Source organism: Geodermatophilus normandii, from assembly GCF_003182485.1.
GTDB lineage: Bacteria > Actinomycetota > Actinomycetes > Mycobacteriales > Geodermatophilaceae > Geodermatophilus > Geodermatophilus normandii.
The window spans coordinates 1364494-1383407 of sequence record NZ_QGTX01000001.1 but is presented as its reverse complement, the minus strand read 5'-3'; the positions used below and the strand labels follow the sequence as shown (position 1 = coordinate 1383407).

General features: G+C 77.1%; 18 protein-coding genes. 5 read left to right on the top strand and 13 right to left on the bottom strand.

Going from position 1 to position 18914, the window contains the following annotated elements; genetic code table 11:
• Positions 1-110 precede the first annotated feature (110 nt).
• Positions 111-2465, top strand: coding sequence for a SpoIIE family protein phosphatase (locus JD79_RS06815; RefSeq protein WP_245899844.1), 2355 nt, complete (start codon positions 111-113; stop codon positions 2463-2465).
• Between the two features lie 56 nt (positions 2466-2521).
• On the opposite strand, the gene JD79_RS06810 is transcribed toward JD79_RS06815, so the two are convergent.
• On the bottom strand, positions 2522-3010 hold the full coding sequence (locus JD79_RS06810; protein WP_245899843.1) for a flavin reductase family protein: 489 nt from the start codon (positions 3008-3010) through the stop codon (positions 2522-2524).
• Positions 3007-3951 (bottom strand): hydroxymethylglutaryl-CoA lyase, encoded by a 945-nt coding sequence (locus tag JD79_RS06805; RefSeq protein ID WP_245899841.1) that lies wholly within the window; start codon positions 3949-3951, stop codon positions 3007-3009. The genes JD79_RS06810 and JD79_RS06805 overlap by 4 nt, the downstream gene beginning before the upstream one ends.
• Positions 3952-4081: 130 nt before the next feature.
• Here JD79_RS06805 and JD79_RS06800 point away from each other — a divergent pair, with 130 nt between their 5' ends.
• Complete coding sequence (locus JD79_RS06800) at positions 4082-4972, top strand: diguanylate cyclase domain-containing protein (protein WP_245899839.1); 891 nt, start codon at positions 4082-4084, stop codon at positions 4970-4972.
• A gap of 7 nt (positions 4973-4979) precedes the next feature.
• On the opposite strand, the gene JD79_RS24200 is transcribed toward JD79_RS06800, so the two are convergent.
• The 8 genes from JD79_RS24200 to JD79_RS06755 form a co-directional block, all read right to left on the bottom strand.
• Positions 4980-5642, bottom strand: coding sequence for a hypothetical protein (locus tag JD79_RS24200; RefSeq protein ID WP_170149139.1), 663 nt, complete (start codon positions 5640-5642; stop codon positions 4980-4982).
• A gap of 65 nt (positions 5643-5707) precedes the next feature.
• Positions 5708-7342 (bottom strand): phosphoglucomutase (alpha-D-glucose-1,6-bisphosphate-dependent), encoded by a 1635-nt coding sequence (pgm, locus tag JD79_RS06785; RefSeq protein ID WP_110004899.1) that lies wholly within the window; start codon positions 7340-7342, stop codon positions 5708-5710.
• Positions 7343-7385: 43 nt separating this feature from the next.
• A complete protein-coding gene (gene bluB, locus JD79_RS06780) occupies positions 7386-9101 on the bottom strand; it encodes a 5,6-dimethylbenzimidazole synthase (RefSeq protein WP_245899837.1) in 1716 nt (571 codons plus the stop codon).
• The gene (locus JD79_RS06775; protein ID WP_110004898.1) at positions 9098-9415 is read right to left on the bottom strand and encodes an MmcQ/YjbR family DNA-binding protein; all 318 of its coding nucleotides are present in this window, start codon (positions 9413-9415) and stop codon (positions 9098-9100) included. Before JD79_RS06775 ends, bluB begins: the two co-directional genes overlap by 4 nt.
• A gap of 73 nt (positions 9416-9488) precedes the next feature.
• Positions 9489-9884, bottom strand: a complete 396-nt coding sequence (locus tag JD79_RS06770; RefSeq protein WP_110004897.1) for a VOC family protein — start codon at positions 9882-9884, stop codon at positions 9489-9491.
• Complete coding sequence (locus JD79_RS06765; RefSeq protein WP_110004896.1) at positions 9881-10720, bottom strand: helix-turn-helix domain-containing protein; 840 nt, start codon at positions 10718-10720, stop codon at positions 9881-9883. The genes JD79_RS06770 and JD79_RS06765 overlap by 4 nt, the downstream gene beginning before the upstream one ends.
• 81 nt (positions 10721-10801) lie before the next feature.
• Entirely contained in the window at positions 10802-11152 is a 351-nt protein-coding gene (locus tag JD79_RS06760; RefSeq protein WP_110004895.1) for a DUF4190 domain-containing protein, read from the bottom strand.
• Positions 11153-11302: 150 nt separating this feature from the next.
• Complete coding sequence (locus JD79_RS06755) at positions 11303-12148, bottom strand: alpha/beta fold hydrolase (RefSeq protein WP_110004894.1); 846 nt, start codon at positions 12146-12148, stop codon at positions 11303-11305.
• Between the two features lie 69 nt (positions 12149-12217).
• Between JD79_RS06755 and JD79_RS06750 the strand changes: the two genes are divergently transcribed.
• A complete protein-coding gene (locus tag JD79_RS06750; RefSeq protein ID WP_110004893.1) occupies positions 12218-13924 on the top strand; it encodes a DEAD/DEAH box helicase in 1707 nt (568 codons plus the stop codon).
• A 442-nt stretch (positions 13925-14366) separates the two neighbouring features.
• Here JD79_RS06750 and JD79_RS06740 read toward each other — a convergent pair whose 3' ends face one another.
• The gene (locus tag JD79_RS06740; RefSeq protein ID WP_110004891.1) at positions 14367-15194 is read right to left on the bottom strand and encodes an alpha/beta fold hydrolase; all 828 of its coding nucleotides are present in this window, start codon (positions 15192-15194) and stop codon (positions 14367-14369) included.
• Positions 15195-15255: 61 nt separating this feature from the next.
• Here JD79_RS06740 and JD79_RS06735 point away from each other — a divergent pair, with 61 nt between their 5' ends.
• On the top strand, positions 15256-16602 hold the full coding sequence (locus JD79_RS06735) for a DNA polymerase IV (RefSeq protein WP_110004890.1): 1347 nt from the start codon (positions 15256-15258) through the stop codon (positions 16600-16602).
• Positions 16599-17189 (top strand): class I SAM-dependent methyltransferase, encoded by a 591-nt coding sequence (locus JD79_RS06730; RefSeq protein WP_110004889.1) that lies wholly within the window; start codon positions 16599-16601, stop codon positions 17187-17189. Before JD79_RS06735 ends, JD79_RS06730 begins: the two co-directional genes overlap by 4 nt.
• Positions 17190-17204: 15 nt before the next feature.
• On the opposite strand, the gene JD79_RS06725 is transcribed toward JD79_RS06730, so the two are convergent.
• Positions 17205-17468, bottom strand: coding sequence for a hypothetical protein (locus tag JD79_RS06725; RefSeq protein ID WP_110004888.1), 264 nt, complete (start codon positions 17466-17468; stop codon positions 17205-17207).
• A 182-nt stretch (positions 17469-17650) separates the two neighbouring features.
• The gene (locus JD79_RS06720) at positions 17651-18829 is read right to left on the bottom strand and encodes a PucR family transcriptional regulator (protein WP_245899833.1); all 1179 of its coding nucleotides are present in this window, start codon (positions 18827-18829) and stop codon (positions 17651-17653) included.
• Between the last annotated feature and the right edge of the window lie 85 nt (positions 18830-18914).

Here is an 18914-nt window from a genome sequence, read left to right as displayed (position 1 = left end):
CCCGGGGAGGTCACCCCTCCGGTCGAGGGCGACGGCCCGCGGCGGGCCGGTAGATTCGTTGCGTGCGACCGGACGACCGACCGCGGACGGGAGAGGCCCCTCCACCAGGCGTGTTCCCCGGCGCCACCGACCCCACGGACACCCCGCCGGGCGACGGCATCCCCCCGCGCACGCGCGCCGCGATGGCCGACGCCACGTCGCCGGCGGCCGGGGACGGGGCCGGCGGTCCGCAGGCCGGCATCGTCAGCGCCGCCACCGCCGTCGTCTCCGAGCACGGCGAGGCGCAGTCGGCGTCCACCGTCCTGCCCGCCGTCCTGTCCGACGTCCCGGTCGCCGTGCTGCTCATCGACCAGAAGTCCGGCGCGGTCACCTACGCCAACACCGCGGCGGTCGAGATGGCGGGCAACGTCGGCCTCCCGGTCGACGTCGACACCTGGGGCGCGTCGGCCGGCCTGACCGATCTGGGCGGAGCGCCCCTGGCCCGCACGAGCGGCCCGCTGTCCCTCGTCGCCCAGGGCCTGCCGGTCACCGGCGAGGCGGTGCGGCTCTCACCCGCCCGCAGCACCGACGAGCAGCGCGCCTCGGACGGCGAGGACGCCGGGAGCCGGCTGCTGTGGGTGACCGGCTTCCCGCTGTCCCGGCCCGGCAGCACCCAGGCGCTGTCGCTGGTCGTGCTGCTCGAGGTCGAGAGCGTGGGCGGCAGCGCCGACGCCGACGCCGAGCTGCAGGCGCTGCGCGAGCGCGCCGTGGTGGCCACCGACATCGCGTTCACGATCACCGACCCCCGCCAGGCGGACAACCCGCTGGTGTGGGTCAACCCCTCGTTCACCCGGATCACCGGCTACTCCTACGAGGAGTCGGTCGGCCGCAACTGCCGGTTCCTGCAGGGCTCGAAGACCGATCCGGCCACCATCGACCAGATCCGCGCCGCCCTGGCCGCGCAGGAGGCGGTCACCGTCACGGTGCTCAACCACCGGCGCGACGGGACGGCGTTCTGGAACCAGCTCGCGATCAGCCCGGTCTTCGACGGCCAGGGCGAGCTCGTGAGCTTCGTGGGGGTGCAGAGCGACGTCACCGAGCGGGTGCGGGTCGAGGCCGAGCGCGAGGCCTCGCTCGCCGCCGAGCAGGCCGCCCGCCAGGAGGCCGAGCTGGCCCGCGCGGTGGCCGAGCAGGCCCGGTCCGACGCCGAGCGCGCCCAGCGGGAGGCCGAGGAGGCGCAGGCCCGGCTCGCGCTCATGGCCGAGGCCACCAGCACGCTGATCGCCACCCTGGACGTCGCCGACCTGCTCGACCGGCTGGCCACGCTGTGCGTGCCGCAACTGGCCGACTGGGTGGTCGTCACGCTCGTCGACGAGGCCGGGGAGGTCCGCGAGCTGGTCTGCCGGGACCGCGAGCGGCAGCGGACCGACCTGCGCCAGTTCGGCGCCGGCCACGCGCTGCGGCTGCCGCCGGACTCGCCGAGCCAGCGCAGCATCACCACCTCCCGCGCGGTGCTGGTCGAGGACCTGCCCGACCGGCTGGACGGCGCGATGGCGTTCCCGGCGGCCCAGGAGATCGCCCGGCGGCTGGGCGCGGCGTCGTCACTGAGCGCGCCCCTGGTGGCCCGCCGGCGGACCCGCGGGGCCATCACGCTGGTGCGCAGCACGTCCGAGCGCCCCTTCACCCCCGACGACGTCGGCCTGGTCGAGGACCTCGCCCGGCGGGCCGCCCTCGTCATGGACAACGTGCGCCTCTACCAGCAGGAGCACGTCGTCGCCGACACCCTGCAGCGCTCGCTCCTGCCCGACCTCCCGGAGGTCCCGGGCCTGGAGGCCGCCGCGCACTACGTCAGCGCCTCCACCGCCGCCGACGTCGGCGGCGACTTCTACGACCTGCTGGAGCTGCCCGACGGGTCGGTGGCGATGGTGATCGGCGACGTCGTGGGCCATGACGTCGCCGCGGCGGCCGCGATGGGGCACCTGCGCGGGCTCATCCGCGCCTGCCTGTGGGACGCCCCCGACCCCCGCCCGAGCACGGTCCTCACCCGCGTCGACCGGCTGGTCCAGGGCCTGCGGGTCGCCTCGCTGGCCACGATGGCCTACCTCCGCGCCGTCCCCCCGGCCGAGCCGGGCGGGACGTGGACCGTGCAGCTGGCCAACGCCGGGCACCCGCCGCTGGTCGTGCGCTCCCCCGACGGGCAGGTGCGTCCGGTCGACGGCGTCACCGGCATGCTCGTGGGCGTCGACGTCGACGCCGAGCGGACCACCCGAACGCTGGAGCTGCCGCCCGGGTCGATCGTCCTCGCCTACACCGACGGGCTGGTGGAGTCGCCGGGGTCCGACCTCGACCAGGGCATCGCCGCGCTGGTGCAGCGGCTGGCGGCCACCCCGGCCGGCGCGTCCCCGCGCGACCTGTGCGACGCCGCGGTGAGCGGCACCCTCGACGGCCGCGACGACGTCGCGCTCATCGCCGTCCGCTTCCTGTAGGCCCCGGGCGGGGTCCCGCCACGAGCGTGCGAGCGGTGGGGGGCAGGGGTCCTCCCTCAGTCGGCCAGGCCGTAGCCCCCGCGGTGGAAGAGCAGCGGCCGGCGGCCGGGCTCGGCGCCCAGGTCGAGCACGCGGGCGGCGACGATCGTGTGGTCGCCGCCGTCGTACTCGGCCCACAGCGCGCAGTCGATCCACGCGACGACGCCGTCGAGCACGGGGGAGCCGTGCCGGCTGGGCCGCCAGGAGACCCCGGCGAACTTGTCGGCGCCCGAGCGCGCGAAGGCGACCGAGAGCCCCGACTGGTCCTCGGCGAGGACGTTGACGCAGAAGCGGCCGATGCTGCGCAGCCGCGGCCAGGTGCTCGACGTGCGCGCGGGCGCCAGCGCCACCAGCGGCGGGTCCAGCGACAGCGAGCTGAACGACTGGCAGGTGAAGCCGATCGGGCCGTCGCCGGTGTCGGCGGTGACCACGGTGACTCCGGAGGCGAAGTGCCCGAGCACGTCGCGCATGACCCGGGGGTCGACCACCTCCACGGGCCCGCTCACGCCGTCGTGCCGGCCGCCGCCCGGGGCACCGAGCGACCCCCGGCCCGGTACAGGGAGCTGGGCAGCTCGTGGCCGACGGCGGACTCGGTGACCCGCGCGGCGGCCAGCAGCGCGTCCAGGTCGATCCCGGAGGCGACGTCGGACTCCTCGAGCCAGTAGACGAGCTCCTCGGTGGCGATGTTGCCGCTGGCCCCCGGCGCGAACGGGCAGCCGCCGAGCCCGCCGATCGAGGCGTCGAGCTGGGTCACCCCGGCCTGGACGGCGGCCAGCGCGTTGGCCTGGCCGGTGCCGCGGGTGTCGTGGAAGTGGACGGCGACCGGGGTGCCGGGGCAGGCGCGGCGGACGGCGTGCAGCAGGCGCACCACGCGGGCCGGCGTCGTCGTCCCGATCGTGTCGCCGAGGCACAGCGCGTCGGCGCCGGCGGTGACCGCCGCGCGGCAGACGTCGACGGTGCGCGCGATCGGCGTGCGCCCGTCGAAGGGGCAGTCCCAGGCGGTGGCGACGACGACCTCGAGCGAGCCGCCCGCACCGTGCGCCAGCGCGGCCACCTCGCCGACGCCCGCCAGCGCCTCGGCGGTCGAGCGCCCGGCGTTGGCGCGGCTGTGCCCGTCGGAGGCCGACACGACCAGCTCGAGCTCGGCGATCCCGGCGTCGACCGCGCGGACGGCGCCCCGGGGGTTGGCGACCAGCGCCGACCAGTGCACGTCCGGCCAGCGGGACAGCTCGGCGGCCACCTGGTCGGCGTCGGCCAGCGCCGGCACCGCCTTCGGGCTCACGAACGACGTCACCTCGATGCGGCGCACGCCCGTGGCGACCAGCGCCTCGAGCATCGCCAGCTTGCCCTCGAGGGAGACGGGGGCCTCCAGCTGCAGGCCGTCGCGCATGCCGACCTCGCGGACGTCGACGGCCGTCGGCAGCACCAGGTCGAAGTCCGACGGCACCGGCTGCCCTCCTGTCTGCTCGCCTGGACGGGGGAACCCCGACCATCCTGCCTGTCGAACAGGTTCCACGTGGAACCCATCCGGTAATGAGTGGGGTGAGTACAACCAGGTGGAGCGAGAGGTGGTGTCCGTGGACGTCGGCGAGGCGAGGGGCACCCTGCCGCCCGCGGATCTGGGGAGCGCCTTCACCAACTCCCCGATGGGCGTCGCGCTGGCGACCCCCGAGGGCGTGCTGATCGAGGCCAACGCCGCGCTCGGCCAGCTGCTCGGGCGGGACGCGGCCACGATGCGCGGCACGACGCTGTTCGCCTCCACGCATCCCGAGGACCTGCCCGGCGCGGTCGCCGTCTGCGACGAGCTGCGGATCACCCACGAGCGCAGCCGGCACGAGTGCCGGCTGGTGCGGTCCGACGGCGTCGTCGTGCCGGTCCAGGTGACCGCGTCCTGGGTGGCCGGCACGCCGGGCGGCTCCCCGGCCCACCTGGTGCTGGTCGTCGAGGACGTCACCGACCGCAAGGCGCTCGAGGCCCGGCTGCTGCACCTGTCCGCGCACGACCCGCTCACCGGTCTGCCCAACCGGCTGCTGTTCCACGACCGGCTGCGCCACGCCCTCGACCGGGGGCACCGCGAGCACACGCCGACCTGCGTCCTCGTCCTCGACCTCGACGGGTTCAAGGCGGTCAACGACGAGTTCGGCCACCCCACCGGTGACGCGGTCCTGGTGGCGGTGGCCGGACACCTGACGTCGGTGCTGCGCGCGAGCGACACGGCGGCGCGGCTCGGCGGCGACGAGTTCGCCGTCGTCTGCGAGAACACCGAGCGGGCCGACGCCGAGGTGCTGGCCACCCGGCTGCGGGAGGCGCTGCCCGGCACGCTGGCCGTCGGGGCCTCCACCGTGCCGGTGGGCCTGAGCATCGGCATCGGTTCGGTCGACGGCGGGGTCGACCCCGAGGTGGCGCAGGAGGCGGTCGTCCGCGAGGCCGACGCGGCGATGTACGCCGACAAGGCCAGCCGCCGCTGACGCCGCGTCAGGGGCGGCTGCCCGCCCAGCCCACCGTGCGGGGCAGCCGGGCGAAGACCGCGGTGACCACCGGCAGCGGGAGCGCCAGGACGAGGAAGACGGAGAACCCGGCGACGTCGTCGGCGTCCTGGCTCGCGGCCCCGACGACGAGGGCGAGGAACAGCACGACGACCGAGGCCAGCGCCGAGGCGAACAGGACGGCGGGGGAGTGCCGGCCCAGCAGCCGTGCGGCCCCGGTGATCAGCCCTGCCGCGCAGGGGATGCCCAGCAGCAGCGTGGTGGTGATCGGGTCGTCCTCCGCGCCGCTGAGCACCGCGACGAGGAAGGCCAGCGAGACCAGGGCGGTCAGCCCGCCGGTGACGAAGCCCAGCACGGCCGCGGTGGTCGCCGACCCCGGTCGCCCGGGACCGTCCGGCCAGGCCGGTGGCGCGAGCGGGACCGCCGCCCAGCCCGGGCCGTAGGGCGCCGGCGGGCCGTACGGAGTGGCGCCGTGGGGCGGGACGGCGCCGTACGGGGGCACCGCCCCGTACGGGGGCACCGCCCCGTACGGGAGCACCCCGCCGTACGGGGCGGGCTGACCCTGGGGCGGGATCGCGCCGTACGGCGGGGGCTGCGGGACGGACCCGGGCGGGACGGCGTCCCACTCCTGCTCGTACGGCTGGCCGGTCATGCCCCCAGTCTGCCGAGGCCCGCCGCCGGGACCACGGTGCGGACCCGTGTCGTGACCCGCCGGGGTCAGACGCCCAGGGCGGCGCCGACGACGGCGCGGGCCTCCTCCTGCACGCGGGCGAGGTGGTCGGGACCGTGGAAGGACTCGGCGTAGACCTTGTAGACGTCCTCGGTCCCCGACGGGCGGGCGGCGAACCAGGCGTTCTCGGTGACCACCTTGAGGCCCCCCACCGAGGCGCCGTTGCCCGGGGCCTCGGTGAGCTTGGCGGTGATCGGCTCGCCGGCCAGCTCGGTGGCGGTGACGTCGGAGGGCGACAGCCTGCCCAGCGCGGCCTTCTGCTCGCGGCTCGCGGGGGCGTCCACCCGCGCGTAGGCCGACTCGCCGTACCGCGCGACCAGGTCGGCGTGCAGCTGCGACGGCGAGCTGCCGGTGACGGCCTGGATCTCGCTGGCCAGCAGCGCCAGCAGCAGGCCGTCCTTGTCCGTCGTCCACACGCCGCCGTCCCGGCGCAGGAACGACGCCCCGGCCGACTCCTCGCCGCCGAAGCCGACCGACCCGTCGAGCAGCCCCGGCACGAACCACTTGAAGCCGACGGGCACCTCGACCAGCCGCCGCCCCAGGCCCTCGACCACCCGGTCGATCAGCGACGAGGACACCAGCGTCTTGCCGACGGCGACGTCGGCGCCCCACTCCGGCCGGTGCGCGAACAGGTAGGAGATCGCGACGGCGAGGAAGTGGTTGGGGTTCATCAGGCCGGCGTCGGGGGTGACGATGCCGTGCCGGTCGGCGTCGGCGTCGTTGCCGGTGGCGACCTGGAACTCCTCACGGCGACCGATCAGCGAGGCCATGGCCGACGGCGACGAGCAGTCCATGCGGATCTTGCCGTCCCAGTCCAGCGTCATGAACCGCCATGTGGGGTCGACCAGCGGGTTGACGACGGTGAGGTCGAGGCGGTGGCGCTCGGCGATCGCGGCCCAGTAGTCGACCGACGCCCCGCCCAGGGGGTCGGCCCCGATGCGCACGCCGGCCGACCGGACCGCGTCGAGGTCGAGCACCGACGGCAGGTCGTCGACGTAGGCCGACACGAAGTCGTGGCGCTGGGCGGCGGCGTGGGCGCGGGGGAAGGGGACCCGCCGCACGCCGTCGAGCCCGGCGGCGAGCAGTTCGTTGGCGCGCGCGGCGATGACCGAGGTCGCGTCGGTGTCGGCCGGGCCGCCGGAGGGCGGGTTGTACTTGAAGCCGCCGTCGCGGGGCGGGTTGTGCGACGGGGTGACGACGATGCCGTCGGCCAGGCCCGAGGTCCTCCCCCGGTTGGCGGTGAGGATCGCGTGGCTGACCGCGGGCGTCGGCGTGTACCGGCCGGCGGCGTCGACCAGCACGGTCACGTCGTTGGCGGCCAGCACCTCCAGCGCGCTGGCCCACGCCGGCTCCGACAGCGCGTGGGTGTCGCGGCCGAGGAACAGCGGCCCGTCGTACCCCTGCGCCGCCCGGTACTCGCAGATGGCCTGCGTGGTGGCCAGGATGTGCGCTTCGTTGAACGCGGCGTCGAACGACGACCCGCGGTGCCCCGAGGTCCCGAAGGACACCCGCTGCGCGGGCTCGGCCGGGTCGGGCACGAGGGTGTAGTACGCGGTCACCAGCGAGGCGACGTCGACCAGGTCGGCAGGGGAGGCCGGCTGGCCGGCGCGGGGATCGGTCACGCCCGTGATCCTGGCCCGAAGAGGGCCCCGACGGCGACCGGGGTCACTCCACCCGGGCGGTGGTGCGGCGCACGCGCAGGCCGTCGAGCAGCAGCCCGGCGGCCAGCGCCGCGCCCGCGCCCTCCCCGGCGCGCAGCCGCAGGTCCAGCAGCGGCTCGAGGCCGAGCGCCTGGAGCACGAGGTCGTGCCCGCGCTCGCGGCTGCGCTGCCCGGCGACCAGGCAGGCCTGCGCGCCCGGCTCGAGCAGCACGGCGGCCAGCGCGGCCACCGAGACGGCGAACCCGTCGAGGACGACCGGCGTGCGCGCCGCCGCGGCGCCCAGCACCGCCCCGGTGAGGACGGTGAGCTCCGGCCCACCCAGCTCGGCCAGCGCCCGGGCGGGGTCCAGCCCGGTCCCGGCCCGGGCCAGCGCCGCGGCCACCACCGACCGCTTGCGCTCCAGCACCTCGCTGTCGGCGCCCGAGCCGAGCCCGGTGACGGCGGCGGGGTCGGCGCCCAGCAGCCCGGCGGCCAGCGCGGCGGCGACGGTCGTGTTGCCCACGCCCACCTCGCCGAGCGCCAGCAGGCCGCCCTGCGCGGCGCCGAGCGCCCGTCCGACGGCCAGCAGCCGCGCGACGTCGGCGGGGGTCAGCGCGGCGGCGGAGGCGAGGTCGCCCCGGGGACCGGCCGGCCGGGCGTCGACCGCGCCGGGCAGCGGGTCGCCGGTCACCCCGGCGTCGACGACGACGGTCCCGAGCCCCGCCGCAGCGGCCGCCGTGGCGCCCACCGAGGTGCCGGCCAGCGCCGCGCGGACGACGTCGCGGGTGACGTGCCCGCCGTAGGCCGAGACGCCGCGGGCGGCGACCGGGTGGTCGGCGGCGGCGAGGACGAGCGTGCCGCCGGTGGCGGCCCCGCGGCCGAGCGCCACCACGCGGTCCACCGCCCGGTCGAGCACGCCGAGCGAGCCGGGCGGGGTGAGCAGCCGGTCGGCCTCGTCGCGGGCGCCCACCACCGCCTCCCGGCCGGGGGCGCGCAGGTGCGAGGGGGGTGCGGTCGGGCCGCCGTCGTCGGCCGGCCAGCGGTCCTCCACCACGACGGCGTCCAGCGGCAGCCGCCGTGACCAGCCGGCCCGCTCCAGGCCGGGTGCCGGCGGGCGCTCGTCGGGCCAGCCCAGGCACAGCCAGCCGAGGGTGGCCACGCCGTCGGGGAGCCCGACCAGCCCGGCCAGCTCCTCGGGCCGGAACAGCGTCACCCAGCCCATGCCCAGGCCCTCGGCGCGGGCGGCCAGCCACAGGTTCTGGATGGCCGCGGCGCAGCTCCACAGGTCGGCGTCGGGGAAGGTGGCCCGGCCGAGCACCCCGGCCGCGGGGGTGCGCCGGTCGCAGCAGACGACGATCCCGAGCGGTGCCTCGCGCACGCCCTCCAGCTGCAGGTCCAGCAGCCGGCGGGCGGCGTCGGGCTCCAGCTGCGCAGCCTGGCGCAGCCGCTCGCGGTCGGTGAGGACGGCGGCCCGGTCGCGGACCGCCGGGTCCCGGACGACGACGAACCGCCACGGCTGGCTGTGCCCGACCGACGGCGCCGCGTGCCCCGCGGCCAGCACCCGCCGCAGGACGTCGTCGGGGACCGGGTCGGGGCGGTACCGGCGGACGTCGCGGCGCGCGGCGACGACGGCGTAGAGGCCGCCGGCCTCCTCCGGCATCGCCCAGGCGGCGGGGTCGCCGGCGCGCTGGGCGGCCGAGGTCGCGTCGCCGATGACCGGCACCGGCCGCGGGTAGCTCACGGGCGCTCCCGCCGCAGCCGCGCCGGCGCCCTGCGGGTCCAGGCCTCCTCCAGCAGGTCGGCGACGGTGGCCTCGTCGACGGCGGCAAGGTCCACCTGCACGCCGGACAGGCGCTTCCCCCACCACAGCAGCGAGACCGCGCCGCCCTCGGCCGCGCGCGCCTCCGACTCCCCGACCACGACGTCGAGGATGCCCGGTGCCCACAGCGTGGCGAGCACCGTGGTCCCGAGCCGGAACGACGGGCGGCCGTGGTGGTCGGCCTCGGTCACCTCCGGCAGGGCGAGGGCCAGCGCGCGGACCTGCTCCTCGGTCACGATGCCTCCTCGCTGGCGCTCGCCGGCATCGCGCCCGGCGGTGCCGTGTCCTTGCGTGACCTCGCGAGCTCGGTCACGTCCGCGGCGCCCCGGGGTAGTCGCCGACGCTCCAGCTGTTGCCCTCCGGGTCGCGCACGCTGAACTCCCGGCCCCCGTGGCCGGGCTCGTGCAGCGGACGGATGACGTCGGCGCCGGCGGCCAGCACGCGCTTCCAGACCGTCTCGACGTCGTCGGTGACGAGGTAGGCGCCGGTGGCGCCGGGACGGACGGGCCAGCCGCCGTCGTCGCGGACGGAGCCGAGCATGACCCCGCCGCCGGGCGGCCAGGCGAGCTCGGCGTGGACGACCAGGTCGCCGTCGGGGACGGCGAGGGTCTCCTCGAAGCCGAGGACGTCGACCAGCCAGCGGATGAGGGCGGGGGCGTCGGCGGCGCGGAGGGCGGGCCAGACGGTGGGGGGTGGGGTGCTCATGCCGCCGAGCCTGGCAGCGCCGCGCGGGGGTGGTCTTGGACGAATCCGAACTCCGCGGCCAGCCACCGCAGCGGGGAGAGCCCGGTGAACGCGCGCCACTCGCGGGTCAGGTGGGCCTGGTCGGCGTAGCCGGCGGCCGCGGCGAGGCCGGCGAGGTCGGGCCGCGGACGGGCGGCCAGCGCCCGGCGGGCGCGGTCGAAGCGGACCACCCGGGCGGCCTCCTTGGGCGCCAGCCCGGTCTCGGCGCGGAACCGGGCGGTCAGGTGCCGCTCGGACCAGCCGACGCGGCGGGCGATCTCGCCGACGCGCAGCCGCCCGCCGCCGGCCACGGTGAGCCGCCAGGCCTCGGCGACCTCGGGAGCGGGGTCGGCCGGGCGCGCTGCGCGCCGCAGGACGTCCTCGGCGGCGGCGAACCGCTCGTCCCAGCTCCCGGCCGCGCGGACCCGGTCGACCAGCTCGGTCCCGGCCGCACCCAGCACGTCGGTGACGTCGACGTCGAGCGCGGCGAGCTCCCCCGCGGGCACGCCGAGCAGGCCGCGGGCGCCGAGCGGGCTCAGCGAGAGCTGCAGGCCGGCCTGGCGGCCGGGGTGCCGGATCAGCGCCGGGGTGGTGTGCAGGCCGCCGAGGAGGGCGTCGTACCGGCCGGGCGCCTGCGCCGGATCGGGGTGGGCGGCGACGTCGAGCGGCTCGTCGAGCGTGACGACCAGCGTGAGCGTGGGGGAGGGGAGCCCGCGGTGCGTGCCCGGCGCGAGCCCGTCCTGCCGGTAGCCGACGGCGTCGGCGACCGTCCCGCGCAGCGCCGCGTGCGGCCGGTGCTGCACGAACGAGCTGGTCACGTCCCCAGGATGGCAGCGGCCGGCGACAACTCAAGAGGCTCGGGCGGCGGTGGCGGCAGGAGTGGTCCAGGCGGTCGCGATTCAGACGGTGGCGATCGCCACGAGGAACCCGAGGCCGACGAGGCCCACACCCACCCAGCCGAGCACGATCCCCGCGATGGCCATCCCGTCACCGGCCTCGCCGCGCTCGCGGATCTGGCTGCGGGCGACGTAGCCGAAGACCAGCGCCAGGATGCTGCCGATCCAGTAGATCCAGAGGATCCCCAGGACCATCGAGGCGATGGCGAGGCCGTTGGTGCGCCGCGCCACCGGGTACCCGTAGGGCGGCGGGTGGCCGTGGGGGGCAGGGGGTCCGTAGGCCGGCGGGTACCCGACCGGGGGCTGCTGCCCCTGCTGCCCGGCCCCGTACCCGGGCGTGTCCCACTGCGTCATGTCCGTCCTCCCCGTCGGTGTGCGGAGGCAGGCTACGAGCCGGCGGGGCACCGACCCGGCCGCGCCACTCCGAGGGGTCCGGGGGAGTACGGCCGCTCCACGCCGTCGAGGCCCTGTCACCTCACTCGACGGCGTCGAGGCGCTGGCACCTCACTCGACCGCGTCGAGGAAACGCCGCAGTGTCTCGACGAAGACCTCCGGCTGCTCGGAGTGCACCCAGTGGCCGGCGTGCTTGACCCGCACCAGCCGGGTGGAGGGGAACAGCTCGTCCATCCGGGCGCGGTCCTCCGGCAGCACGTAGTGGCTCTTCGCGCCGGCGATCCACAGCACCGGGCCGTCGAAGGTGGCACCCGGCGGGGGATCGGGGAAGCCGCGCAGCTCGCCGAGGTCGCGCTCGAGGGTCTCCAGGTTCAACCGCCACCGCCAGCGACCGGACCCGACACCCTCGCGGACCAGGCTCTGCAGCAGGAAGGACCGCACCATCGTGCTGGGCACCGCCTCGCGCAGCGCCCGGTCGGCGTCCTCCCGGGTGCGCAGCGCCCCGAGGTCCACCGCCCGCATCGCGGCGATGTAGGCCGCGAAGGGGGAGGACTCCTCGCGGGGGTCGTCGGTGCGGCCGCCGGTGAGCGGGTACTCGACCGGGGCGATGTCGACGACGACCAGGGCGCGCAGCAGCTCCGGCCGGCGCAGCGCCAGCGTCATCGCCACCTTGCCGCCCATCGAGTGCCCGACCAGCGTCACCGGCTCGCCGTAGGACGCCAGCTCCGCGGCGACCAGCTCGGCCATGTCCTCGTAGTCGACCCGGTCGGTCCACGGCGAGTGCCCGTGGTTGGGCAGGTCCAGCAGCGTCACGCGGTGCCGGTCGGCCAGCCCCTTCGCCGCCGTCGTCCAGTTCTTGCCCTGGCCGAACAGGCCGTGGACGAAGACCACCCGCGGCCCGGCCTCCCCGACGGTCCGTGCGGCCAGCCGCTCGTCGGAGGGTGCGTCGGCGGTCACCCGGCGATTCCACCAGATCCCCGGCGTCCGGCGACCTACCGTGCCCGGGACGACGGGGGAGGTCCCACCATGCCCGGACGGCGCCGCGCCGCCACCACGACCACCGAGCGACGGGCGACGACCCGCCGCCGCTCGCCGGCCCGGGAGCCCGCCGTCCCGGACCTGCCCACCGCGGGCCCGGGCGAGCGGGTGTGGGTGCTCGCCGTCCCGTTCCGCGCCCCGGCGCCCGGTGCGGTGTGGCACGCGGGCCTGCAGGCGCACGTGTGGGTCGGCGTGCAGCTGCCCCCAGCGCTCGCGCCCTACGACCCGCCGCCCTACACCCTCGAGCGCTTCCTCGAGGACGAGCTCAACGAGACGCCGCGCCCGCTGCCGGAGGGCCGCCCGATGGTGCCGCGCGAGGAGCAGTGCACCGGCGCGGAGGCCGTCGTCGCCTCCGCCGCGGCCGGGCACCGGGTGTTCCTGCTCGGCGACGACCCCGGCGTCGGCAAGACCGGCACCGCCGTGATGGCCGCGCGGGAGATCTGCGAGCTGCGCGGCGGCGAGCGCGTCCTCGTCGTCGCCGACCGCCCCGCGGCGATCACCATCCCGCACTGGACCCGCTCGATCGCCGGCTTCGGCGACGGCGGCCTGCGCTGGTGCGTCACCACCTGGGACCGGCTGGCGAAGGTCAGCAGGCTCCGGTTCGACGTCGTGATCGCCGACGAGGCCCACATGGTCCGGCACACGACGACGCAGCGGTGGAAGCACTGGAAGGCCGTCTCCGGCGGCGCCCGCGCCACGGACGTCCCCTTCGTCGTCGCCGCGACCGCCACGCCCGCGCACACGCCGCTGGAGCTGCCCTACCTCGCGCCGCAGTTCGCCCAGCGGCACGGCGAGCCGCTGCGCGCCTGGGCCGACCTGCCGGCGCGGCTGGCCCAGCACGGGTTCCACGTGGAACGCGGCCGCTACGGCTGGACCTGGACCGAGGACGCCGACGAGCGCCGCGCCGACCTCGCCCGGCTGCAGGGCTGGCTCGCCGGCGACCCGCCCGCGACGCTGCACCGCTCCGCGCCCTGGGGACCGGTGTCGGTGACCGGGACGCCGGTCGCCCTGACGTCCGCGGAGCAGGCCGCCTACGAGTCGGGGTGGCAGGAGTTCCGCGCCGAGATGCAGCTGGCCCGCAAGGCCCGGCAGAGCGCCCGCGGCCGCGCCGCGCTGCTGCGGTTCCGGCAGAAGGCGGGGCTGATCCGCGCGCAGGCCACCGTGGACTGGGTGCGCGCGCAGGTCGAGGCCGAGCGGCAGGTGGCGGTGTCGGTCGAGTTCGTGGAGACCGCGGCCGACCCGATCCGCGAGGCGCTGCAGGACTCCGGCATCGCCGTCGCCTGCATCTACGGGCGCGACCGGTTCGACGTCGAGGCCGAGCGGCTGCGCTTCCAGACCGGCGCGGCGCCGGTGTGCGTGTTCACCGTGACCGCGTCGATCAGCCTGCACGCCGGCGAGCTGCTGCCCGGCGGCACGACCGCGTCGGCGACGCCGCGGGTGGGGCTGTTCCACCAGCCGCGCTTCTCCGGCATCCAGGCCCGCCAGGTCACCGGCCGCACCCACCGCGACGGGCAGGTCTCGCCGTGGCGGGTCGCCTTCGCCGAGGGCACCGTCGAGGAGCAGGTGGCCCGGGTGATGGTGGAGCGGCTGGCGGTCAGCGGGTCGACGGCGGGCGCGGACACCTCGTCCCTGCAGGAGATCGCCGAGCTGCTCGACGCCGACTGGCTGCCGCCCGCCGCGCTCAGCGAGGCCTGAGCGCCCGGACGGCAGCCCTGTCGGCCACCGGGTTGCCGGCCGCTGCCGTCCTGCTCGTCGACGGGGTGTCCCTGCTCCGCCCCGAGCCGCGCCGGTGGTCCCTCAGCGCGTACCTGCACGTGTCCGGGCGCGTCACGGTGATCCGGGCCTCCACCGCGACCTCTGCCGGTTCGGCTCCGCGGAGGCCGTCGAGCAGCGGTGCCGCGGCCACCACCTGCCCGCGCGGTCGCCGTACCGCGCCGAGCGCGACCCGTGGACGCCGCCCACGTCGTCCTGCGGTGTTCCCACCCGACCGCTGACCTGCTGCCGTGATCGTGGTCGCCGTCGTGGGTGTCGTCGTCCTCGCGGGCTCCGCTGGGCCGGGTCGACGGGGTGGGCAGCGCGACGTCCTGCCGCCCCGGCTGCGCGTCGGCAGCGTCGTCTCGGTCGCGGTTGACGGCGGTCAGCGCAGGAACTCGGTGACCGCCCGTTCGGCCCCCGCGGGGAGGGTGTGGTGCGTGGCTCCGGGGAGGGCCACCACCGTCGCCCGCGGCATGACCTGCGCGGCCGAGCGGGCCACCCGGCGCGGGTCCTGGGCGCGGCCGTCCGCCGGGACGACGACGAGCGTGGGCACCGGCAGCGCGCCCAGCCGCGCCGGGTCGGGACGGCGGGTGCGCACCGGCGCCGCCGCCGGGACCTCGGCGCCCGCGGCCGCGACGTCGAGCCACGCGCCGTCCACCGGCCGGCCGCCGGTCTCCCAGCGCACCAGCGCCCGCATCCGCCCGGCCGTGGGCCGGGTCAGCACCGGGACGGCGTGCAGCAGGTAACCGGGGGAGAAGCCGGCGAACGTGGTCGTCGGGTCGAGCAGGGCCAGCCGCCGCACCCGGCCGGGGCGGTCGAGCGCGAACGTCAGGGCCTGCCACCCGCCGTAGCTGTGCCCGGCGAGGTCGACGGCGCGCAGGCCCAGGCCGTCGAGGACCTCCTCCAGCCAGTCGGTGACGTCGTCGGCGCTCACGAGCGGCGTGGTCGCCCGGCTGCGACCGGCGTCGCCCAGCGGGTCGAGCACGTGCACCCGGCGGACGGCGGCCAGCAGCCGCACGGCACCCGACCAGGCCAGCGCGGTGGCACCACCGCCGGGGACGAGCACCAGCGGCGGCGCCGACGCCGCCCCGCTGACCAGCACGTGCGTGCGGCCGAACCGGGTGTCCACCTCGCGCGACCGCACCGGCACCGGCCAGCGGGCCAGGGCGGCGTCGTAGGCCGCGTCGAATCCCGCCCGGGGGTCCCCCATGGGCGGAGCCTGCCCGACGGCCCGGCGGACGGCCCGGCGACGGGCGGGGAGACTCGCAGGCGTGCGGCGGGAGGCGAGCGTGCTGCACCTGGACCTGGACGCGTTCTTCGCCGCCGTCGAGCAGCGCGACAAGCCCTCGCTGCGCGGCCGGCCGGTCGTCGTCGGCGGGACCGGCGGGCGCGGCGTCGTCGCCACGGCGTCCTACGAGGCGCGTGCCTACGGGGCGCGCTCGGCCATGTCGACGGCGGAGGCCCGGCGCCGCTGCCCGTCCGGGACGGCGTTCCTCGGCGGCCGGTTCGGCGCCTACCGGCGGACGTCGGAGGTCGTCATGGACCTGCTGCGCGAGCTGTCGCCGCTGGTGGAGCCGGTGAGCATCGACGAGGCCTACGTCGACCTGGCCGCCGGTCCCGGCCACGACCTGTCCGTGGAGGGCGTCACCGCGCTGGCCCGCGACCTCAAGGGGCGCATCGCCGGGGCCACCGGCGGGGTGACCGGCTCGGTGGGCATCGGCAGCTCCAAGCTCATGGCCAAGATCGCCTCCGACCTCGACAAGCCCGACGGCCTCGTCGTCGTCGCCCCGGGCACCGAGCTCGACGTGCTGCACCCGCTGCCGGTGACCCGTCTCGGCGGCGTCGGCCCGGCGACGGCGGAGCGGCTGCGGCAGGTGGGGGTGCGGACGGTGGCCGACCTGGCGCGGAAGTCGCTGACCGACCTGGTCACCCTGGCCGGCCGCGCGCACGGCAGCGGGCTGTACCGGCTGGCGCGGGCGGAGGACGACCGGCCGGTGGTGGCCGAGCGGGAGGCGAAGTCCGTCTCGCAGGAGTCGACCTTCGAGCGCGACCTCACCGACCTGGCCGAGCTGAACCGGCTCATCGACTCGATGGCCACGCGGGTGGGTGAGCGCCTGCGGGCCTCGGCGCTGTCCGGACGGACCGTGACGCTCAAGCTGCGCCGCTACGACTTCACCACGATGACCCGCTCGCAGACGCTGCCACAGCCCACCGACGACGCCCGCCAGGTCGCCTCGATCGCCCGGCGGCTGCTCGCCGAGGCCGGCACCGGCGGCGGCCTGCGGCTGATCGGCGTCGGCGTCTCCGGGTTGTCGCAGTACGCGCAGGGCGACCTGTTCGCCGTCGAGGGTCCCGCCCCGGCCGAGGGAGCCGACGACGTCGTCGAGGAGCCCGCCGCCCCCGGTGCGCCGGCCGACCGCCGGTGGTGGCCGGGGCAGGACGTCGTCCACGACGAGTTCGGGCCCGGCTGGGTGTGGGGCCGCGGCCTCGGCCGGGTGACGGTGCGCTTCGAGGGGCCGCTGACCCCGCCTGGCCCGGTGCGGACGCTGGCCGCCGACGACCCCGCGCTGCACCCGGGCGACCCGCCGGACTGGCGCCCGGCGACGATGGGGGCATGACCGAACCCAGCGCGTGGGTGCGCATGACGCAGGCCGACCCGGGCCACTCGGCCGCCTACGTCCAGCGGTTCCGGACGCTGGCCGAGCAGGGGATGGACCTCGTCGGCGAGGCCCGGCTGGTCGACGCGATGCTGCCGCGCGGGAGCCGCGTGCTCGACGCCGGCTGCGGGCCGGGCCGGGTCGGCGGCCACCTCGCGTCGGTGGGGCACGACGTCACCGGGGTCGACGTCGACCCGGTGCTGGTCGACGCGGCGCGGCAGGACCACCCGGGCCCGCGCTGGCTGGTGGGCGACCTGGCCGAGCTCGACCTGCCCGACCGCTTCGACGCCATCGTGTGCGCGGGCAACGTCGTCACGTTCCTCGCGCCGAGCACCCGCGGCGAGGTGCTGCGGCGGTTCCGGCGGCACCTGGCCGACGCCGGGCGGGCCGTCGTGGGGTTCGGCGCCGGGCGGGACTACGCCTTCGACGACTTCCTCGCCGACGCCCGCGCGGCCGGGCTGGCGCCGGACCTGCTGCTGTCGAGCTGGCACCTGCACCCGTTCACCGCGGACTCGGACTTCCTGGTGGCGGTGCTGCGCCCCTCGTGAGGCCCCTCAGCCGGGTCAGCCGACCTCGGCCGGCAACCCGACGACGCGCAGGTCGCCGTCGAGGGAGACGACGAGCGTCCGCCCGTCGGCGCCCCGCAGGTGCGCCGCGAACACGCCCGTCCCGCCGACCTCGAGCCACTCGACCGTCGCGCCGGGGTGCTCCGCGAGGGCGGCCGCGGCCACCTCGACGGCGACGTCGGCGGTGAGCTCCGGCGGCTGTGGGCGGCGCGGCGTGCGGACCCAGGCGTGCCGGCCGACGGTCTCGGTGCTGCGGTACACGGCGGACCTCCTCGCTCCCGCGGCGCCGGTGCGGTGCCGCGACGGGTCCGAGACTCCGGCCCGCTGCTGACAGGGACCTGTGACCGGGGTGCCGACTCCCTACGATCACGGCTCGGGCGTGGGGACACGCCGGTCAGCCGCGGCGTGTCCCCACCGCAGCTCCGTGATCGCGCCGACGGAGGTCAGCGGGCGCCGAGGGCGAGGGTCAGCTCGAGCACCGTCTGGGGGTCGTCCAGGCGCTTGCCGTAGAGGTCGCGCAGCTGCCCCATGCGGTAGCGCACGGTCTGCGGGTGCACGAACAGCTCGGCGGCCACCTGCTCGCGCCGGCCGTGGTGCAGCAGCCACGAGCGCAGCGTCTCCAGCAGCTTCTCGCGCGGGCCGGGGCCGAGGTCGTCGAGCGGGGCGAGCACCTGGGTGCGCAGGTCGGTCAGCGCCTCGCCGTCGGCCCGCAGCACCAGCTCGGCCAGCCGCACCTCGGTGTCGACCGGCGCCTCGCCCTCGGGCGTCAGGCCCAGCTGCCGCGCCCGCAGCGCGCGCGAGTAGGACGACCGCGCGTCCTGCCACGGCCGCGCCGGACCGACGACGGCACCGCGCCCCGTCAGGGACGTCAGCAGCGCCGCCCGCGCGAACCCCTCGGCGTCGGGCACCAGCAGCACCGCCCGCTCGGTCGAGGGCTCGGCACCGGGCAGGTCCTCGCCGGCCTGCAGGGTGCGCGCGTCCAGCCCCGCCAGGGCGTCCCGGGCGCCGGGCTCGGGCAGCAGGACGGCGGTGAGCGTGCGCGGCGGCGTCCAGTCCGCCCGCTCCGCGGCCACGTTGAGCTCGTAGGCGGGCGCGCCGGTCACCAGCAGCTGCGCCAGCCGCTCCAGGTGCCGGCGCCGCTCGCGGCCGCTGGCGGCCAGGTGGTCGGCGTGGCCGGACGCGCTGGCCGCCGACAGCCGGTCGATGTAGGCGAAGACGAGCCCGGCGAAGCGGGCCAGCGACCCCGCGGGCATGCCGGCCGCCACCGCGGTCTCGCTCAGGTGCTGCCAGGACACCCGTGCCCCCACCCGGTAGGCCGCGAGCAGGGCGTCCATGGACCGACCGGTGCGCGCCTCACCGCGGCCCAGCGCGTAGGCGCCCTCGATGGCCGGGTCGATCGGCCGGCTGGCGTCGACGCCCCCGGACGTCGCCAGCTCCAGGAAGCCGGCGAGCGCCAGCTGGACGGCGTTCTCGATCTTGCGGCCCATCGGCCCGCGGAACGCCTCGGCGTAGCTCGGCACCTCGATGACGATCGCCGCCACCGTGCGCTCGGCCACCGAGGGCAGCTCGGCCAGCACCGCCTCGGCGACCGTGGGCGCGAACGTCTCCGGCTCCGGAGCCACGTGACCTCCTCGTGACCTCGCTTGTTCGCCGGGAACAGTATCCGCCCGAACGTTCACGTCGAGAGCACAGGTGGTTGCACGACCT

Excerpts from the sequence above, each read along its gene's own strand:
- JD79_RS24200 (WP_170149139.1), bottom strand. The coding sequence starts at position 5,642 with ATGACCGGCCAGCCGTACGAGCAGGAGTGGGACGCCGTCCCGCCCGGG.
- JD79_RS06770 (WP_110004897.1), bottom strand. The coding sequence starts at position 9,884 with ATGAGCACCCCACCCCCCACCGTCTGGCCCGCCCTCCGCGCCGCCGAC.
- JD79_RS06760 (WP_110004895.1), bottom strand. The coding sequence starts at position 11,152 with ATGACGCAGTGGGACACGCCCGGGTACGGGGCCGGGCAGCAGGGGCAG.
- JD79_RS06750 (WP_110004893.1), top strand. The coding sequence starts at position 12,218 with ATGCCCGGACGGCGCCGCGCCGCCACCACGACCACCGAGCGACGGGCG.
- JD79_RS06740 (WP_110004891.1), bottom strand. The coding sequence starts at position 15,194 with ATGGGGGACCCCCGGGCGGGATTCGACGCGGCCTACGACGCCGCCCTG.
- JD79_RS06730 (WP_110004889.1), top strand. The coding sequence starts at position 16,599 with ATGACCGAACCCAGCGCGTGGGTGCGCATGACGCAGGCCGACCCGGGC.